This is a genomic window from Leisingera sp. SA32 (assembly GCF_056033425.1).
In genome coordinates this window covers 285,435-301,594 of sequence record NZ_JBVYHB010000002.1, presented here as the reverse complement: position 1 = coordinate 301,594, position 16,160 = coordinate 285,435, and the positions used below count along the sequence as shown (strand labels likewise).

General features: G+C 63.1%; 15 protein-coding genes. 1 reads left to right on the top strand and 14 read right to left on the bottom strand.

Annotated elements, in window-relative coordinates; translation table 11 throughout:
* The first annotated feature begins 54 nt into the window (after positions 1-54).
* Entirely contained in the window at positions 55-612 is a 558-nt protein-coding gene (gene phaR, locus AC0IPL_RS04055) for a polyhydroxyalkanoate synthesis repressor PhaR (protein ID WP_474272351.1), read from the top strand.
* A gap of 123 nt (positions 613-735) precedes the next feature.
* Here the strand turns inward: phaR and AC0IPL_RS04050 are convergent, their stop codons facing one another.
* From AC0IPL_RS04050 to AC0IPL_RS03985, 14 genes are all read right to left on the bottom strand, one after another.
* A complete protein-coding gene (locus AC0IPL_RS04050) occupies positions 736-1,941 on the bottom strand; it encodes a DegT/DnrJ/EryC1/StrS family aminotransferase (RefSeq protein WP_474272349.1) in 1,206 nt (401 codons plus the stop codon).
* Positions 1,942-2,076: 135 nt separating this feature from the next.
* Positions 2,077-3,387: an NAD(P)/FAD-dependent oxidoreductase gene (locus tag AC0IPL_RS04045; RefSeq protein ID WP_474272348.1), complete on the bottom strand. Its 1,311-nt coding sequence runs from the start codon at positions 3,385-3,387 to the stop codon at positions 2,077-2,079.
* A 104-nt stretch (positions 3,388-3,491) separates the two neighbouring features.
* Positions 3,492-4,850, bottom strand: a complete 1,359-nt coding sequence (locus AC0IPL_RS04040; protein ID WP_474272347.1) for a glutamine synthetase family protein — start codon at positions 4,848-4,850, stop codon at positions 3,492-3,494.
* Positions 4,850-5,530, bottom strand: coding sequence for a type 1 glutamine amidotransferase (locus AC0IPL_RS04035; protein ID WP_474272346.1), 681 nt, complete (start codon positions 5,528-5,530; stop codon positions 4,850-4,852). Before AC0IPL_RS04035 ends, AC0IPL_RS04040 begins: the two co-directional genes overlap by 1 nt.
* Before the next feature lie 85 nt (positions 5,531-5,615).
* Entirely contained in the window at positions 5,616-6,935 is a 1,320-nt protein-coding gene (locus AC0IPL_RS04030; RefSeq protein WP_474272345.1) for a glutamine synthetase family protein, read from the bottom strand.
* Between the two features lie 190 nt (positions 6,936-7,125).
* Positions 7,126-7,932 carry an ABC transporter permease gene (locus AC0IPL_RS04025; protein WP_474272344.1) on the bottom strand — a complete coding sequence of 269 codons (807 nt, stop codon included), beginning with the start codon at positions 7,930-7,932 and terminating at the stop codon, positions 7,126-7,128.
* The gene (locus tag AC0IPL_RS04020) at positions 7,929-8,810 is read right to left on the bottom strand and encodes an ABC transporter permease (RefSeq protein ID WP_474272586.1); all 882 of its coding nucleotides are present in this window, start codon (positions 8,808-8,810) and stop codon (positions 7,929-7,931) included. Before AC0IPL_RS04020 ends, AC0IPL_RS04025 begins: the two co-directional genes overlap by 4 nt.
* Before the next feature lie 133 nt (positions 8,811-8,943).
* On the bottom strand, positions 8,944-9,654 hold the full coding sequence (locus tag AC0IPL_RS04015) for a transporter substrate-binding domain-containing protein (RefSeq protein ID WP_474272343.1): 711 nt from the start codon (positions 9,652-9,654) through the stop codon (positions 8,944-8,946).
* Positions 9,655-9,692: 38 nt separating this feature from the next.
* Positions 9,693-10,472, bottom strand: coding sequence for an ABC transporter ATP-binding protein (locus AC0IPL_RS04010; RefSeq protein WP_474272341.1), 780 nt, complete (start codon positions 10,470-10,472; stop codon positions 9,693-9,695).
* Between the two features lie 133 nt (positions 10,473-10,605).
* Positions 10,606-11,379, bottom strand: a complete 774-nt coding sequence (locus tag AC0IPL_RS04005) for a phosphate/phosphite/phosphonate ABC transporter substrate-binding protein (RefSeq protein ID WP_474272340.1) — start codon at positions 11,377-11,379, stop codon at positions 10,606-10,608.
* Complete coding sequence (locus tag AC0IPL_RS04000) at positions 11,376-11,816, bottom strand: tellurite resistance TerB family protein (RefSeq protein ID WP_474272339.1); 441 nt, start codon at positions 11,814-11,816, stop codon at positions 11,376-11,378. The genes AC0IPL_RS04005 and AC0IPL_RS04000 overlap by 4 nt, the downstream gene beginning before the upstream one ends.
* Positions 11,816-12,277: a tellurite resistance TerB family protein gene (locus tag AC0IPL_RS03995; RefSeq protein WP_474272585.1), complete on the bottom strand. Its 462-nt coding sequence runs from the start codon at positions 12,275-12,277 to the stop codon at positions 11,816-11,818. Before AC0IPL_RS03995 ends, AC0IPL_RS04000 begins: the two co-directional genes overlap by 1 nt.
* A 46-nt stretch (positions 12,278-12,323) precedes the next feature.
* Positions 12,324-12,617, bottom strand: a complete 294-nt coding sequence (locus tag AC0IPL_RS03990) for a DUF1330 domain-containing protein (RefSeq protein ID WP_474272338.1) — start codon at positions 12,615-12,617, stop codon at positions 12,324-12,326.
* 193 nt (positions 12,618-12,810) lie between these two features.
* Entirely contained in the window at positions 12,811-15,876 is a 3,066-nt protein-coding gene (locus AC0IPL_RS03985; protein ID WP_474272337.1) for a valine--tRNA ligase, read from the bottom strand.
* Positions 15,877-16,160 lie beyond the last annotated feature (284 nt).

Sequence of the window (16,160 nt, the reverse complement as noted above, 5' to 3'; positions counted from 1 at the left end):
GTTCTGCGCTGGCATAGGCTTTGCTGCAATGCGTCATGACCGGGGAGGAAGTAGATGGCAGAACAGGAAAAACCCCTGCTGATAAAGCGGTATGCCAGTCGCCGGTTGTACAACACGGAGACCAGCGACTACGTCACGCTGGAGGACATCGCCGGTTTTATCCGGGATGGCCGCGAGGTGCAGATTGTTGACCTGAAGACCGGTGACGACCTGACCCGTCAGTATCTGCTGCAAATCATCGCCGAGCACGAAAGCCGCGGTGAAAACGTGCTGCCGGTCAATGTGCTGAACGACCTGGTGCGCAGCTATATGGTGCCCGGCGGCGGGGTGATGCCGCAATTCCTGCAATCGTCGTTCGACATGCTGCGCGAGAGCCAGTCGCAGATGATGGAAAACATGAGCGCGATGAACCCGATGGCAAAAATGCCCGGGTTCGAGGCGATGAAAGCGCAGCAGGAGGCGTTCCTGAAAGCGATGACGGGTGGTCTTGGCGGCCAGGGCTGGACCGGCGGCAACCGCGACGAGACCAGCACAGAGGGCGGCGGCGAAGATCTGGATCAGATCAAGAAGCAGCTGGCCGAGTTGCAGGAAAAACTGTCAAAAATGAAGTGAGCCGCGCGGGTCGCTCCCGCCAGCTCAGCGCCATTCTGGCGAATGGCCTTCCCTGTTGGGCGTGGCACCGCCAAGGCGGTGCCAGTCCTTTTGCGCAGGGGGCTTTCGGTCGGCTGCCGGGGTTCAGGCGGCGGCCTTGCCCATCGTGTCCTCGGCAGCGGACAGCAGGATATCGGCGATCACATCGAGTTCCGCGCGGCTGAGACGCACCGGTAGCCGCACGTCGCAGGCCTTCATCAGCATGGCGCGAGTCTGCGGCAGCTCTGGCAGGTCGCGCAGGAACTGCCAGTTCCAGAACGCGCGCGCATTGTCTTGGGACAGGCCAAACACCTGAACCTTCACGCCTTTCTCAGCAGCGGCGGCGGCAAAGGCGCGGGTTGCGGCCTCATCCATGCCGACCAGATTGAACTGGATCGAATCCGGCGCCCGGCGCTCTGGCGTCAGCGGCGCGGGGACGTGGAAATAGGCCGACCCGTTCAGCCGCGCTGCCACATAGTCGTGGTTTTTCAAGCCGTCACGCACCCGGCGCGCCAGCTCTGGCAGCTGCGGGCGGATCACCGCGGCGGAGAGATTGCTCATCCGCAGATTGTACAGCGGCAGCTGGTTCTGCCATTTGGCAAAAGCCTGCTCCAGATCCGGGGCGTTCTCGCCGTGCGGGCCTTTGTGCTTTTGCCAGTTGTGCTCATAGGCGCCGGACATGATGACGGCGCGGGCGATCAGGTCGGCATCGTCGGTGATCAGGATGCCGCCTTCGCCGGCGTTCACCATTTTGTACGACTGGAAAGAGAAGCAGCCCACCTTGCCCAGCGTGCCGATGTTTTGCCCGTTCCAGGTGGTGCCCAGCGAATGGGCCGCGTCCTCGACCACCGGGATGGCGCGGGCGTCGCACAGGGCCATGATCGCATCCATATCCGACGTGTGGCCGCGCATGTGGCTGATGATGACCGCCTGCACGCTGTCCAGCTTGGCCGCGAAATCGTCCAAGTCGATGCGGTAGTTGTCGCCGACCTCGCACAGGACCGGCACGCAGTCGGCATGCACGACAGAGGAGGGCACGGCGGCAAAGGTAAAGGCCGGGATCAGCACCCGTGCGTCCCGGGGCAGGCCAAGCGCCTTCAGCGACAGGAACAGCGCCGCGGAGCAGGACGAGACCGCAAGCGCGTATTTGCTGCCCAGAAGTGCGGCGTATTCCTGTTCCAGCAGCGTGACCGGCGCGCTGTCTGGCGCGGTATAGCGAAACAGGTCGCCCGATTGCATCAGCGCGTCGATGGCGTCGCGGGCAGCGGCGGGGATGGGTTCGGCATCATGCACGTTGGGCGGCTGGGCCATATTTCGAAATCCTGAATGGTTGCTGTGGCAAAGCTAAAACTATCGCACGTCCATGCCAAGAGGGGCGGTGACGGAAACCGCTGTCCGGGCGCATTTTTCACATTACTGTTGCGTCATGCCGCGTGGCGGGCGGCGTCAGACCCCCAGCCGGTCGCGCAGGGCAAACCAGGTCATCGCCAGTGCCAGAAGCGGCGTTCGCATCCGCGGCCCGCCGGGAAAGCGGGGAGCCGGAACACGGGCCATCGTGTCGAAGCCGTCTGCCTGACCCTGCACCGCCTGCGCCATCAGCTGGCCCGCATGGGTGGCAGTGCCAACGCCGTGGCCCGAATAGCCGGAGGCGGTCAGCACGTTGGGGGCCAGCCGTGCCAGATAGGGCATCCGCTTCATGGTAATGCCCAGCGTGCCGCCCCAGGCGTAGTCGATTTCCACATCGCGCAGATGCGGAAAAATCTCTGCCATGGGTTTGCGCACCGTGGCGGCAATGTCGGCGGGGAACCGGTAGCCGTAGCTCTCGCCGCCGCCGAACAGCAGCCGCTTGTCATGGCTGAGACGGAAATAGTTGACCACGAATTTGGTATCCGCCACGGCGACGTCACGGGTCAGCACCTGGGCGGCCTCGTCCCCCAGCGGTTTGGTCGCAACGATGAAGTTGTTGATCGGCATCACCCGTGCTGCCACCTGACCGTTGAGCCCGCCGAGGTAGCCGTTGCAGGCGAGGATCAGGTGGTCGGCCGTGACAGTGCCGCCCGCCGTGCGGATGCGCAGCGGGCTGCCTTCCTCGATACCCAGAACCTCGCTGGCTTCATGGATCTGTGCCCCGGCCGCGTCGGCAGCGCGTGCGAGTCCCAGCACATAGGGCAGCGGGTGCAGATGGCCGGCGCCCATGTCCAGAGAGCCACCGACATAGGCGGGCGAGGGGCAGAGGGCCTGCATTTCGTCGTGGTCCAGCGGCGCGATCTGGTCATAGCCATAGCGGTCTTGCAGGTGCGCGGTATAGGCGTGCTCATGGCGTACTTCGGCCTTGGACAGACAGGCATGGGCAACGCCGGGCTTCAGGTGGCAGTCGATCCCATGACGGGCAATCAGGGATTTCACCAGTTCCTTGGCGTTTTCAGCCAGCTGCCACAGCTTGTGCGCATCCTCCGCGCCGACCAGCTTTTCCAGCCCGTCCTGTTCCATACGCTGACCGCTGCCCAGCTGGCCACCGTTGCGCCCGGAGGCGCCAAAGCCGACCCGTTGCGCCTCCAACAGCACCACCGACAGGCCTGCCTCGGCCAGGTGCAGCGCCGCTGACAGGCCGGTGTAGCCGCCGCCGACGATGCAGACATCTGCACGGGTGTCCTGTGACAGCGCCGGAAAGGTGGGCAGCGGCGTGGCCGTGGCTGCATACCAGCTGTTTGGATAATTACCCTTGCTGTCATTGGAATAGAGAAGGTTCATCCCCATCGCGCACCTCATGTGAAGGCGGGCGCCTGCGGGCAACCTGCGCTTCATCTTCCCAAAAATTCTCAATAGCGCTGACGCTGCGTCCGGGCGCAGCGTCAGAGAGATCAGACGTTCAACAGCAGATGTTCACGCTCCCAAGGGGAGATTACCTGCAGGAACTCCTCGTACTCCGTGCGTTTGACGATCGAATAGACGCGGGCAAAGTCCGGCCCCAGAACCTCGTGCAGGGCGGTGGCCTCCTCGAACAGGTCCAGCGCCTGGCCCATCACCTGGGGGATATCGCCTTCGCCTTCATAGGCGTCGCCCTTGAACTGCTTGCGCGGACGTTCTTCCTGCGTCAGGCCCAGATAGCCGCAGGCCAGGGAAAGCGCGATGCCCAGATAGGGGTTGCAGTCCATGCCCGCGATGCGGTTCTCCACCCGGCGCGCGGCGGGGCTGGACAGCGGGATGCGGATACCGGTGGTGCGGTTGTCGCGGGCCCATTCCAGGTTGATCGGTGCCGCGTGGTCCTTCACATACCGGCGGTAGGAATTTACATATGGCGCCATCACCGCAAGGCCCGAAGGCAGGTGGTTCTGCAGCCCGGCAATGAAGTGATAGAAGGCGTCCGTCTCACCACCCTGCGGGCCGGAGAAAATGTTCTCGCCGGTTTCGCGGTCGATGATCGAGTGGTGGATGTGCATGGCCGAGCCAGGTTCATCTTCGATCGGCTTGGCCATGAAGGTCGCAAAGCAATCATGCCGCAGCGCCGCTTCGCGGATCAGGCGCTTGAAATAGAACACCTCATCCGCCAGCTTGACCGGGTCGCCGTGGCGCAGGTTGATTTCCAGCTGGCCGGCGCCGCCCTCCTGGGTGATGCCGTCAATTTCAAACCCTTGCGCCTCGGCAAAATCATAGATGTCGTCGATGACGGGGCCGAATTCATCCACCGCGGTCATCGAGTAGGCCTGGCGTGCCGCCGCCGGGCGACCGGACCGGCCCATCATCGGCTTGATGCCATGAGCGGGGTCGATGTTGCGCGCGACCAGGAAGAACTCCATCTCCGGTGCCACGACGGGATCCCAGCCACGGTCGTGATACAATTGCACCACCCGTTTCAGCACGTTGCGCGGGCTGAAGGGCACCGGCTTGTCGTCGCGGTCATAGGCGTCGTGGATCACTTGCAGGGTCCAGTCGCCGGTCCAGGGGGCCGCGGTGGCTGTGGACATGTCGGGTTTCAGCGTCATGTCCTTCTCGATCCAGCCGTCCTCATCCGCGGCATCGGCCCAGTCGCCGGTGATGGTCTGGTAGAAGATGCTGTCGGGCAGGTGGAAAAAATCCTGCCGCGCGAATTTTGATGCCGGTACCGCCTTGCCTCGGGCGATACCGGGCAGGTCCGAGATGACGCATTCAACTTCGTCGAGACGACGGCCCTCCAGATAGGATTTCGCTGCATCGGGAAGGGCGTCGAGCCAGGCTGACATTAGGTCCTCTCTTTCCTGTAAAAATCTGCGAGGAAGGTTGCGATGTCCGTATTGTTCACCGGCGTGTCCAGCCGCGCGGCGGCGGCATCAAGGTGCTGGTCGGGCACCACGCCGCGGCCGCGTTTTTCGATCAGGCCGCCGACAAAGGCGCTGGGAAATTCCGGGTGGGGCTGCCACGAGATGATGTGGTCGCCGTAGGCCAGCACCCCGTTGCGGCAGAAAGTATTGCCGCCCAGCACACGGGCGGTATCTGGCAGCGCCGTCACCTGGTCCTGGTGCCAGGCGTTGAGCGTCAGTTCCTTGTCGCCGACCTGGTAGGTGACCGGTCCGATGGCCCAGCCGCCGGTGAATTTCTCTACCCGGCCGCCAAGCGCCTGGGCGATGATCTGGTGGCCAAAGCAGATCCCCGCCAGGGGCTGCTTGCGCCCGTCGATGGCGCGGATCAGATCCTCCAGCGGGGCGATCCAAGGGTGGTCTTCATAGGCACCATGTTTGGAGCCGGTAATGAGCCAGCCGTCCGCGGCCTCTGGCCCGTCGGGGAAGATGCCATCGACCACCGCCCAGGTCTGGAAATCGAAACCCTTGCCGCCCAGCAGATCGCGGAACATCGCGTCATAATCGCCAAAATCGTCGTAGAGATCTTCGGGGGAGTGGCCGGTTTGCAGGATGCCGATTTTCATGTGTCACCAGATATGATCAAATTGAGCGTAACCGAGGCGGAACTCGGTGACAAGCGCCGGGTGGGCCGCTTGCCATTGGCTGGACCTATACGGCCTCCAGCCAGGACAGCCAATGGGTCTGGGGCGGACGTTCGGCAAAGCCTTTCATCTCCTGGCGTTTGGTCATCACAAGGTTCCGAATGGCGAGCCCGGGCAGGATGCGGGCAATCAGCGGGTCAGTTTCAAACCAGTTGATCGCAGTTTCCCAGTCGGCGGCCAGCTGCGGCAGGCCGGTCAGCTCATAGATGTTGCCGGTTGACGGCGCGGGTGGTTGCATCGCGTCCTCGATCCCGACGAGTGCGGCGCCGAGCACCGTGGCCAGCATCAGATAGGGGTTGATGTCACCGCCGGCCACCCGGTGTTCGATCCGGCGCGCGCGCGGGCTGCCGCCGGGAATGCGGATGGCGGCGGTGCGGTTTTCATAGGCCCAGGCGGCGCTGACCGGCGCATGGGCGCCGGGCACCAGCCGCTGGTAGGAATTGCCATGCGGGGCAAAGATCAGCGAGCTGGCGGGCATCGCCGTCAGACAGCCGGCCACCGCGTGCATCAGCAGGTCCGAGCCTTTCTCGCCGCCGTCGTCAAAGACGTTGTTGCCGTCCTGATCTTCGACCGAGAAATGAACGTGCATGCCGTTGCCGGCTTCTTCGGCATAGGGTTTGGCCATGAAGGTGGCGGCAAAACCATGCTTGCGCGCCAACCCTTTGACCAACGCCTTGAACAGCCAGGCATCATCGGCGGCGCGCATCGCCTCCTGATGGTTCAGGTTGATTTCGAACTGGCCCAGACCCGCCTCGGAGATCGCCGATTGTGCCGGGATGCCCATCGCCTCGGCGCCGTCGTAGAGATCGGTAAAGAAGGCATCGAAGGCGTCCAGCTCTGCCACCGACAGCACCGACTGCTGGTCCAGCACGCGGCCGGTCTGCGGATCAATCGGCGGGGCGGGCTGGGCGCCGCTGTCGTCCAGCAGGCTGAATTCCATTTCGGTTGCCGCAACCACGGTCCAGCCGCGGGCGGCATAGCGCGCCAGCACGTCCCCCAGCACATGCCGTGGATCGCCCAGGAAAGGCCTGCCGTCTTCCCAGTACATGGCCATCGGTACCAGGGCAGAGGGGCTGGTCAGCCAGGGCATCGGAACCGCGCCGCGGTTGGTCGGCAACATCACCCCGTCGGCATCGCCGGTCTCGAAGACCAGCGGGTTGTCTTCGACATCACGGCCCCAGAGGTCGACGTTCAGCGTCGAGATCGGCATCCGAGCCGCGCCCTTGTCCAGCTTTCCCGCCATATCCGCAGGCAGGCGCTTGCCGCGCATCTGACCGTTCATGTCACAGGCAGCGATGCGGATGGTCTTCAAAGCGGACAGGTCCATTGGGGGCTCCATGTTTTCGGTGACCCGACCCTAGCGCAGCAAAAACCATTCGCCAAGAAAATTTGATCAAAAACTGTGTTGGAGGTTTCCGCCGATGTCCTGATGCCGCTTTTTCACGCCGCGATCGGCCAAAAAAATGGCTCCCGCAGGAGCCATTTCGATGGTTGTGTTGATGTTCCGGCGCCAGCGGTCAGCGGATCAGGTTGAGCCGGATCTTGGTCTTGGCGCGCTTTTCGCTGGGCAGATGGCGGTTCAGTCGCTTGTTCACCATCCCGAAGATGCCGATGATCACCAGGGTCAGCAGGATGAAATAGAAGGCCAGGATCGGGTAGGGGATAAACGGGTTGAAGGTCTTGTCCGCGAAATAATTGGCGTAATACAGCGCATCGCCCTTCTGTCGCCAGGCAGGGAACCCCGAGAAGAACACCAGCGTGGTGGCGTGGAACAGAAAGATCGCCTCGTTGGTGTAGGCGGGCCAGGCGAGCCGCAGCATGGTTGGAAAGGTGATCCGCCGGTACCGGTTCCAACCGGTCATGCCATAGGCGTCCGCGGCTTCCACATCGCCCTTGGGAATAGAGCATAGCGCGCCATAGAAAATCTCGGCGGAATAGGCGGCGGTGTTCAAGAACAGCACGATGAGCGCCCCCAGCCAGGCGGAGGTAAACTGATCGAAGATCGGGTGGACGCTTTTGAGATTGAGAAACAGGAAGTAAGCAAAGAAGAACTGGATGAACAGCGGCGAGCCGCGGAACAGAAAGATGAACCAGTCCGCCGGTTTGCGCAGCATGGCGTTGTCGGAGGCCTTGGTCACCGCCAGCGCATTGGCAAAGACAAAACCGGCAAGCACGGCAAGCGTGCCAAAGTAGATGTTCCAGATCATCCCCGAGCCGATCAGGGTGAACTGGTCGCACAGGGTGAAATCGCTGCGCGGCAGCAGCCGCTCGCCAAAGCCGAGCGCGCGCAGGCCATAGTCCTGAATGGTCTGAAGACAGCTCATGCCGCTTTCCTCTGCTTTTCGCCTGCAACGGTGGCCTGGCCGCGCGACAGGCGGCGGCTGATGCGCACCAGCACCAGTTCGGAGACCTTGGTGAACGCCAGGTAGAAGACCAGCAGGCCAAGGAAATACCACATGCGCCAATCGGGATGCGGATAGTCGGTAAAGCGGGCAGTTTTCGAGCCGCCCAGCTCTCGCGCCCAATAGACGATGTCCTCAACCCCCAGCAGGAACAACAGCGGCGTGGCCTTGATCAGCACCATCCACAGGTTCGACAGACCGGGCAGCGCATAGACCCACATCTGCGGCACCAGAATGCGCCAGAAGGATTGGCGTCGGCTCAGCCCGTAGGCCTCGGCGGTTTCGATCTGGGCGCGTGGCACCGCCTGCATGGCGCCATACAGCACATTGGCGGCAAAGGCACCGAAGACGATGGCAAAGGTCACCACGGCCAGGCTGAAACCGTAGATTTCATGGATCCACTGCGGCGCGCTGCCCAGCGGCATCTTGGCGAGCTCGCAAACCACGAAGTCGTTGCCCTGACGGACAGGTTCGCTCCAGTCCGGGCATTTCACCTGGTGGCGCAGCCATTCGATGGCCTGGTCCAGCGCGATCACGAAAAACAGGAAAAAGGCGATGTCCGGTACGCCGCGCACCACCGCTATATAGGCCTTGCCGGGCCAGGACAGCAGCGCCAGCGGCGAACGCGCGGCAATGGCGCCGCCAAAGCCCAGCAGCAGCGCCGCCGGAGCCGTCACCGCCAGCAGCAGCAGCACCGTGCCGAAGGACAGGTAGAAAGACATATGCTTTCCGGTGGTCAGATAGCAGGTCAGCCACTGGATCCCCTCCAGGCTGTCCGGGTCTAGGCAATGGGCGAAAATGGCGGGCCTCGTGGTGGTCTGGGCCTGGGGCGCGGCGGGTTGCGAATGGGGCCGCGGGCCTCTCAGGGCGTCCGGTCAGGGGCGAAGGGGGGCAAAAACGCCCCCCTTGCGTGATTTTGGAAACGCGGGTGGCTTAGAATTTGCCCTCGATTTCCCACTTGTCCAGCAGCGCGTTCAGCGAGCCGTCGTCCTTCATGCTGGCGATGGCAGCGTCGAACTTGCTGCGCAGTTCGTCGTCGGACTGGCGGAAGGCCATGCCGATGCCGTCGCCCAGGAACACGTCCTCGCCAACAAACTGCAGCTCGGTCTCGTTCACGATCGGGATCAGGAAGTCCTTGTCCGCCATCACCGCGTCCACTTCGCCGGCGTTTACGGCCGCAACGGTTTCGTCGGGGTTCGGGAATTCGACCAGGGTGGCGCCGGTGGAGGCCACATGCGAGGACTGGATGGTCGAGGCCTGGGCCGCGATCACGCCGCCTTCCAGATCCACGTCATCCGACAGCGCCGCAAAGGCGGACGGCGACGGGCGGGTGTAACCCGTGGTGAAGTTCACGACTTCCTTGCGTTCGTCGGTGATCGACATGCCGGCGATGATCGCGTCGTAGTTGCCCGACAGCAGGTTCGGGATGATCGAATCCCAGTCGTTGGTGACCCATTCGCAGGTCAGCTCGGCGCGTTTGCACAGCTCGTCGCCCAGCTCGCGCTCGAACCCGTCCACTTCGCCTGCATCGTTCAGGAAGTTGTACGGAGGGTAGGCGCCCTCGGTGCCCAGGCGAACGGTTTCGGCCAGGCCCATGGAGGCGGTCAGCGCCAGTGCGGCGGTGCCAAGAAACAGAGATTTCATGAAAGTACTCCCATTTTGGTTGGTTATTGATTTCGTTGTTATTGTTCGTGACGGGTCGACGACAGGAAGCCGCGCAACCGCTCCGAACGGGTGCCGCCGAACACTTCGTCCGGCGTGCCCTCTTCCTCGATCAGCCCCTTGTGCAGAAACACCACGTGGCTGGAGACATCCGCCGCCATTTTCATGTCGTGGGTGACGATCATCATGGTGCGGCCTTCGGCGGCGAGGTCCTTGATGACCTTGACCACTTCCTGCTCCAGTTCGGGATCGAGCGCCGAGGTCGGCTCATCGAACAGCAGCGCCTCGGGTTCCATGCACAGCGCACGGGCGATGGCAGCACGCTGCTGCTGGCCGCCCGACAGCTGCGCCGGGTAGGCGTCGCATTTGTCGCCGATGCCGACCTTGTCCAGGTAGTGGCGGGCCTTCTCCTCGACCTCGGCCTTGTCGCGGCCCAGCACGGTGACGGGGGCCTCCATCACGTTCTGCAGGATGGTCATATGGGCCCACAGGTTGAACTGCTGGAACACCATGCTGAGGTTTGTGCGGATCCGCAGCACCTGTTTGGCGTCCGAGGGGCGCCGCGCGAGGCCGCTTCCGGTCCAGGTGATCGGCTCGCCCTTGAACAGGATCTCGCCCTGCTGGCTGTCTTCCAGCAGGTTGCAGCAGCGCAGCAGCGTGGATTTGCCGGAGCCCGACGACCCGATCAGCGAAACCACGTCACCCTTGCGGGCGGTGATGTCCACACCTTTGATCACCTCCAGCTCACCATAGGATTTATGCAGGTCGCGGATTTGCAGAACGGGCGATGTATCGGTCAAGGTGTGCAGGTCCCTGTGAATGGAAATTCGTTCTTATTGGACCGAAAAAACGCCTGATTGCAATGTTCAAACCGCAGATCTGACGGCTGAGGTTGCAAATTGGCGGGCCAAAGCGTGCAAAACGGAAGTGACGTTACGCGCGGTTGCCCAGCCGGATGCGCTGCCCGGTCAGAACCGGGCCCGGCGGGGTCGGAATGGCCAGGTAATCGCTGGGCTCAAACTGGACCAGACCATGCAGATGCAGGGTGTCCCGGTCCGCGTCTGACAGCCTGGCAATGGCTGATTCTATCGCCGCGAACAGCGCGTTGATGTTGCGACCCAGCGCCGTGATATAGGGCAGGGCCGGGGTCGGGCTGGTGTGCTCCACCTCGCAGAGGTCGGCGGCAAATTCGTCGTATTTGCGGATCATCTGCCAGCTCAGCGCATCCAACGCGGCAAAATCGGCGCGCCCCTCTGCCACAGCCCTGGCAGAGTGCTGATGGCCGCCGGTTTCCAGCAAGGCGCCGGGCAGCAGGCCGCGGTCGTGCAGGTGGATCATCGGCGCCGCCCAGCCAGATTGAGACAGCCCGTCGTTATAGGCAAAGGTCTTGCCGTCGTAGACGCTCAGCGGCTGTCCGGCGCGGTCCGCGTGGGCGACAAAGACGCTGTTGTAAAAGCCGGGCGCGCAGCCGGGCAGCCCGTGATCGGGCGTGCCGATCAGATCGACCTCGCCGTACAGGCGGGTGCGGTAGGGGCAGCCGCAGGTCTGCGCCAGCAACAGCTCCGGCGAGGTCCAGATCGGCCAGGGGTCCGGATCGCGGCTCAGCTGGTCCGGGCCGGTGTCGAGATGGCCGCGGATCAGGGTCCAGAACCGGTCGTTGGCGTCAGCTGTCTCGGGCCGGTCGTACATGCCCAGATGCGCGATCACTGCGCTGCCTCCGCCCGTTGGCGCGCGCGGGCGCTGTCCATGTCGCTCACCCCCAGCAGGCTGGCCGAGAGCCGCAGCAGCGCGTCTTCATTCGCGTCGCGCTGGCCATCGGCGAGGGCCACCTGCCACAGGGCCTCGATCACTGCGATACGGTCCTCATAGGCCACGACGTCCTTGATGGCGCGGGTAAAGCGCACCGTGTCTGGCGCCTCTGCCTCCAGCGCCTCGGCCTGTTCGCGCAGGATCAGCGCACCGCCGGTGTCCAGCCCGTAGCGGGTGCCCAGAATGCGGTCGATGCGATCTTTTTCGACCTCGGAATAATTGTGATCGGAGCGGGCAATCCGCACCAGCAAGGCCGTCAGCGCCAAACGGGCGCCCTCGTCGTCCAGCTGCGCGGGTGCGGGGTCCAGCAATCGGTTCAACAGCTCCTTGAACATCAGCTGTCGCCCGCGGCGTTGGCAAGTTTCTCTGCCGCGCGGGCGCGCGCAGCCTGGCTGTCGGCATAGGAAAGCCCCATGGCACTGCGGGCCTCTTCGACGATGGTGACTTCGCCCGCGTGGACATTGCCATCGGCCAGCACCACTTCCCACAGCGCGTCCAGTGCTGCCATGCGTTCTTCCAACCCGGTGGTCTCGCGGATCAGACGACCAAAGGTATCGGTTTCCGGGGCGGCAGCATGCAGTTTTTCGCAGGTGGCGCGTACCTTTGCGGCCTCGATCGCGTTGTGCTGATAGAGCCGCGCAAGGATCCGGTCGATCAGGCTGATTTCTTCCAACTGGTAGTCACGGTCCGACTGTGCGACCCGCACCAAAAGCGCCCCCAGCGCCAGTTCAGCATCCGGGTCTGGCAGGGCGGGCGGTTCGGAAGGGCGGAAGGCCTGAAAGAATTTCTTGAGCAGGGGCATTCTGGGTCCTCGGGATGCGGGCGCAATAGAGGCTGCGGGGTCAGCCGCCGTAACCTTCGATGATTTCCATATCACCTGTAGACACCGGATCGCGCAAGGCCTTGGCGTCCTGATAGGCAACGGAATCATAACATGCTTTGGCGGTTGCGAAATCATCGAATTCAATCACCACCGTGCGCGCGCGCATCTTGCCCTCGCGCACTTCCTTGTGGCCGCCGCGGACCAAGAAGCGGGCACCGTGCTCGGCAAAGGGTTTGGCGTTGGCGCTGACGTAGTCTTTGTAACGGTCCATGTCCTCTACATCGACATGGGCCACCCAGTATCCTTTGGGCATGGTCGGGCGTCTCCGCTTGTTGTCCAGGTTGCAAGCACGCTGGTACAATTTGCCGACAAAGACAATGGGGCGATCAGGGGGAATTTTCCCGAAACCGCACAGCGTGGGCGGCGCAACCGCATGTGTGCCAAGGTAAAACGCCCGCCGGGATGAGCGGCGGGCGTCGTTGCGTTGCTGGGCTGCGTCTCGCGGATCAGCCGATTTCGGCCAGACGCGCCAGGGCTTCCTTGACCTTGGCCTCTTCCTCCTCACGCGCGGCGAGGTTGGCGCGGGCCTCGGCCACCACGTCCTCGGGGGCGGAAGCGGCGAACTTGGGATTGTTCAGACGTCCGCGCAGACCGCCCAATTCCTTGGACAGCTTGCCCAGGGTTTTCTCCAGACGCGCCTTTTCGGCATCGACGTCGATCACATCCGCCAGCGGCAGGCCAAAGGAAGCGCCGGGGGCGGCCACGGCGGCGCAGCCTTTGGGGAAGGTCTGCACCTGCTCCAGCGTGGTGATGCGGGCGAGCTTCTGGATCATCGCCTCGTTCTTTTCCCAGGCGGCGCGGGCCTGATCGGAGAATTCCGTGACCACCATCGGGATCTTGGCGCCTGCCGGTACATGCATCTGTGCGCGGGTGGAGCGGATGTTCTCAATCGCGGTGATGACCCAGTTCATCTCGGCATCGGCCTCGGCATTGACCAGTTCCGTGCCATAGGTTGGCCAGTCCTGATGCACCAGCATGTTGTCGCGCTTGGCGGTGTTGCCCCACAGCTCCTCCGTGATGAAGGGCATGATCGGATGCAGCAGGATCATGCACTGGTCCAGAACCCAGCCCAGCGTCTGGCGGGTCTCGGCGATAACCGCTTCATCCTCGGAGCCGAACAGCGGCTTGCTGAGTTCGATATACCAGTCGCAGACCTTGCCCCAGACGAACCCATAAAGGCTGAGCGCGGCGTCGTTGAAGCGGAAAGCCTCCAGCGCGGCGTCGACTTCGACCCGGACCTTGGCGGTCTCACCGATAATCCACTGGTTCACGGCCGCCTGCGCATCGGGGATGTCATAGGCGGGCTGTTCTGCGTCATAGACCTTGTTGAAATGGGCGAAATTCACCGCATTCCACAGCTTGGTGCCAAAGTTGCGGTAGCCCGCGATACGCTGCATATCCAGCTTCAGCACCCCGCCCAGAGAGGCCATGGCCGCATTGGTGAAGCGCAGCGCGTCGGCGCCGTATTCCTCAATGATCTCCAGCGGGTCGACGACGTTGCCGGTGGATTTCGACATCTTCTTGCCCTTGGCGTCGCGCACGAGCCCATGCAGATAGACGGTGTCGAAGGGGATGCGGTCCTTGACCGGCAGGGTGTCGTCCAGCACCGCCAGCTGCATCATCATCATCCGGGCAACCCAGAAGAACAGAATGTCCTGACCGGTGACCAGGGTCGAGGTTGGGAAGTATTTCTGCATCTCGGGCGTGTCGTCGGGCCAGCCCAGCGTGCCGATCGGCCAGAGACCGGAGGAGAACCAGGTGTCCAGCACGTCAGGGTCGCGGAACATCGGCACCTGCATGGGGCCTTCAAAGCTGCGGATCGCGCCCTCGTCCTGCACGTCCATCAGCTTGCGCTGCTCGGCCAGGACTTCCACCGCTTCCTGCTGGTCAGCAACGATGCGGAATTCAGACCCTTCGGCGGACTGAAGCCGGGCCTTTTCCAGGGCCTCTTCCTCAGTCGCGGCACAGATCGCGTACCAGTCGTCCTCCCCCGGAATGTACCAAACCGGGATCTGATGCCCCCACCACAGCTGGCGCGAGATGCACCAGGGCTCAATGTTTTCCAGCCAGTGGTAATAGGTTTTCTCGCCGCTCTCCGGCAGGATCTTCACATCGTCGTTCTTCACCGCATCCAGCGCCGGGCCGACCACCTTTTCCGCGTCCACGAACCACTGGTCAGTCAGCATCGGCTCAATCACCACTTTGGAACGGTCGCCGAAGGGCTGCATGATCGGCTTGTTCTCGACCAGGGGCATCATGCCGCCGTCAAAGCAGACCTCGCCATCCTCGTTCGGCGGCGCGGGCACCATGACGGCCAGACCTTCGGCGGTGATTTCTTCAACCACTTTCTTGCGTGCCTCGAACCGGTCCAACCCGCGCAGGTGATCGGGCACCAGGTTGATGGCGTCCACCTCATTCTCGGTGAACGCGGCCCCCTTGGCGTGCGCCTGGGCCTTGGCGGCCTCCTCCGCGTAGGGCGCACCGTCCGCGCGCATCGCCCCCTTGGTGTCCATCAGCCGGTACATCGGAATGCCGCCGCGCTTGGCCACCTGGTAGTCGTTGAAGTCATGCGCGCCGGTGATCTTCACAGCACCCGAGCCGAAGTCCTTGTCCGGGTACTCATCCGTGATGATCGGGATCTGGCGGCGATGCTCCTTGGGGCCGACCGGGATTTCGACCAATTTGCCCACGATCGGCGCATAGCGCTCGTCCGAAGGGTGCACAGCCACCGCGCCGTCGCCCAGCATGGTTTCGGGGCGGGTGGTGGCGATGGAGATATAGTCGCGTTCTTCCTCCAACGTGACGTTGCCGTCCTCGTCTTTTTCGACGTAGGTGTAGGTCTCGCCGCCTGCCAGCGGGTACTTGAAGTGCCACATGTGGCCCGCAACCTCGATGTTCTCCACCTCAAGGTCGGAAATCGCGGTCTCGAAATGAGGATCCCAGTTGACCAGCCGCTTGCCGCGGTAGATCAGCCCCTTGTTGTACATCTCCACAAACACCTTGATCACCGCGTCGTGGAAGTTGGGGGAGTTTTCGTGGCCCGTGCGGGTGTCGCCATGGGCGCCGGCCATGGTAAATGCGGTGCGGTCAAAGTCGCAGGAGGCGCCAAGGCGCTTCAACTGTTCGACAATGGTGCCGCCGGATTTTTCCTTCCACTCCCAGATCTTGGCCAGGAAGTCGGGACGGGAGAAATCGGTACGTTTCTTGCCCTCTTTGGCCAGCTCGCGCTCCACCACCATCTGTGTCGCAATGCCCGCATGGTCGCAGCCGGGCTGCCACAGGGTGTCAAACCCCTGCATGCGTTTCCAGCGGATCAGGATATCCTGCAACGTGTTGTTGAAGGCATGGCCCATGTGGAGCACACCGGTGACATTCGGCGGCGGGATCATGATGCAATAGGTCGAGGCCTCGGGTTTGGCATTGGCCCCGGCCTTGAAGCAGCCAGCCTCTTCCCAGGCTTTGTACAGGCGGCTTTCCGCTTCCGCCGCGTTGAATGTCTTTTCCATCGCCATCACTACATCCCTCATGCAATTGCGGATCAATTACCCAATGGCACAGGGAAGGGGAAGGCAGATCGCGGGATTTCTTTGTCCGCATGGCGGGGCGCCGGGGGCAATGGGCGGGATTTTGAGTATTTTTGACCAGAAAGATGCCGCGCGGACACGCCCCTGGCGCAGGCCGTCCGTCCGTCGGGAGGTGGCCCGGGATAATCCTGCCTGCATCAGGGGCGGTCTCTTCCTGTCGCGGTCATCGGCTCTGCAGTCAGTACCGCATAGGTAGAGTGCACCCAGATGGT